This window comes from Sphingomonas sp. (assembly GCF_031380695.1).
In the GTDB taxonomy this organism is placed as follows: domain Bacteria; phylum Pseudomonadota; class Alphaproteobacteria; order Sphingomonadales; family Sphingomonadaceae; genus Sphingomicrobium.
Genome location: NZ_JANMWY010000038.1, coordinates 1 through 2,799 on the forward strand (window position 1 = coordinate 1; position 2,799 = coordinate 2,799).

The 2,799-nt window shown below is 62.3% G+C and carries 2 protein-coding genes; both read right to left on the minus strand.

Translation table 11 applies throughout. From position 1 onward, the window contains the following. The coding region (locus tag RMN84_RS01390; protein ID WP_309610419.1) for a hydantoinase B/oxoprolinase family protein at positions 1–563 on the minus strand (563 nt) is incomplete at its 3' end. Between the two features lies 1 nt (position 564). Further along, positions 565–2,682: a hydantoinase/oxoprolinase family protein gene (locus RMN84_RS01395; protein ID WP_309610420.1), complete on the minus strand. Its 2,118-nt coding sequence runs from the start codon at positions 2,680–2,682 to the stop codon at positions 565–567. Positions 2,683–2,799: the final 117 nt, after the last annotated feature.

Below are 2,799 nucleotides of genomic sequence, written 5' to 3' on the forward strand. Positions count from 1 at the left end.
ACCGGATCGGAATAGACGTCTTCGGCATTTTGCGGCCATCCGCCAGGGACGATGCCGCCGAGGTCATATTGGTGCCCCGCATTGGCCGACCAGCCAAACAGCTTGCCCTCGACAAAGATCGGGGCGGCAAACATGACGTCCATCTGGTGGCACGCCGCGATCCATGGATCGTTGCAGCAGTAGACGTCGCCCTCGTTGATGCCGGGCCGGTCTGCGTAATTCTCCATGATATAGCGGATGCCGAGCGGCGCGCCCGCATTGAGGAATTGAACATAGGGCGCATTAAGCACCACTTCAGCGTCCTCGGTGAGGACGGACATGTTGAAGTCGAGCGTCGCCAGCACCGGCGATCCTGATATCCGGGTGATCGTATCGCCGTGCGCGATGTTGATCGTCCATAGCTTCTGCCGGATGACTTCGAAATCGACCGGGTCGATCTCGTCGAGGCTTTCGGTGTGCATTTCGAGTGTTGGCGCGATCCGGCTTTTCCACGTCGGGCCAGGCCGATAGCTCTGCACCCGCCCGTTCCAAAGGCTTTCGAAATCGCTCGCCGCGGTGGCCATATCAGACTGGCTCCTTGCTTAAGTTCAGCTCGATCACGACGCTACCTGCCGCCATTCCGACAGCCGATCGGTCGTCGATCACCACGGTAGTGTCGGGAAATTCCAAGATGGCTGGCCCTGTAATCCTATCGCCAGGCACCAGCCGTGACCCGTCATAAACTGGCGTGACCGTCGGGCCTGTGCGTCCGTGTACTTCCCGATGCCCCTTCGGCGCGCCCCCATTCCCTGGCTCACCAAGGCCGATCGAAGCCATATCGATGTCGGCCAGCGCGGTGGTACCTCGCACTTCGAGACTCGTTAGCTGGAAACCGGCGGCCGCATAACCCGCGCCCTTGCCATACAGCCGCTCATATTCGCCCTCGAAGGTCGAAACCATGCGCTCGACGGCGTCCATGCCGTAAGTGCCGCCCTCCGCTTCAATCGGCACTTGATTGATCTGAAGCGCATAGCGCAGTTCCGCATGATGGGTCAGGCGTATCGCTTCGACCGCAACGCCCTGCGCAACTAGTTTGCCTTGGACGCGTGTCTCGAGCGCGCGCCAGTGTGTGTTGATCTCTGCCGGATCGAAGGGACTGACCATGCTGACCGCAGCGCTCTCGGCGATCAGCGCGTCGGACGCTGTGATGCCGAAGGCCGACCAGCCGGCAGCGAGGTCGCTTAGCGGGATTACCGCTTTTGCCATGCCAAGTTCACGCGCGATTGCCGCTGCATGGACGCCGCCGCCTCCTCCAAAACCGTAAAGGATGAAATCACGCGGATCATATCCCTGCTGGGTCAGCGTCAGCCAGATCGCATCGGCCATCTGGCTGTTGACGATGCGCATTGCCGCGGCGGCGGTTTTCGGCCCGTCCATTCCCAACGGTTTGCCAAGGGTCGCAAGCGCCCGTTCCGCTGCAGCCCGGTCCAATTTCAGGCGCCCGCCGAAGAAATATTCCGGGTCAAGATATCCCAGCACCGTAGCCGCATCAGTGACGGTCGGCTCGAGGCCGCCGCGACCGAAGCAAATCGGTCCGGGACGCGCGCCGGCGCTTTCTGGACCGACCTTCAGCACGGCGCCTTCAGCACGAATGATGCTGCCACCACCCGCTCCGACCGAGCGCACATCGAGCGTCGGCACGAAATACTCGTACTGGCCGTGGCTCGCGGTCGGCCGCCTTACAGGTTTAGACTGAAAAATCGTTCCGATGTCCAGCGTGGTGCCACCGATATCCGCCGTCACGACATTGTTAGACTCGCCGGGCTGCGCTTGTCGTGCCAGATTCGCCGCACCGATCAGTCCGGCGACCGGGCCGGACCCGATCGTCAGCACCGGCAAAGCAGTTGCGTGCGCTGCATCGACCAGCCCGCCGGTGCACGACATGATCTGCAAGTCGCCACGGTATCCGTTGGCCGCCAGATCGCCTGCCAACGCGTCGAGGTAGAAGTGCATCGGCGGGCCGATCAGGGAATTCACGATCGTCGCGATCGTCCGCTCATATTCCCCCACGCGGGCGCTGACTTCGGACGAGATCGACACAAACATGTCGGGTGCGATTTCGCGCACAAGTTCGCGCAGGCGCTGCTCGTGGGCCGGGTTGGCGGTTGACCAGACAAGTGATATCGCGAGCGCATCTACACCCCGGTCGATCAGCAGCCGGATCGCCGCGCGGGCGCTAACCTCATTCAGTGCGACCAGCACCTCACCGTCGAAGGTCACGCGTTCGTCGATCGCGGCACACAGATGTTTCGGGACGAGCGGTGCCGGCTTGGTTTGCTTGGCGACATGCGCGATGTAATGCGATGGCATCCACTTGAGCCGGGCACCGGCGCGCATGTGAAAGATCGTGTCGGTATGACCGCGCGTCGCAAGCAGTCCGACCCTGGCGACCTTGTTTTCGACCAGCGCATTCGTGCCGACCGTGCAGCCGTGATAGATGCGCGCATCGCCAAGCATATTTTCGAGTGTGACGCCGTGCATTTCGGCCGCTGCGCGCAAGGCATCGACGAACCCAGTCTGGAAGTCGGGGGGCGTCGACAGGGCCTTGCCGATCTTGACCACGACACCCGCGTCGCCCCCGCGATCCAAGACGACACAATCCGTGAACGTCCCACCAATATCGACCCCGACGACGTACCGCACGCGCTCCCCTTCAGACCAGACTCAACCCTCGCTGCGACCCGACAAACGCCGACGAGCCGCAGCGGTCACCGGCGACTAGTTCTTGATGCTTAAGGTAACGCCGTAGGTCGCGGGCTG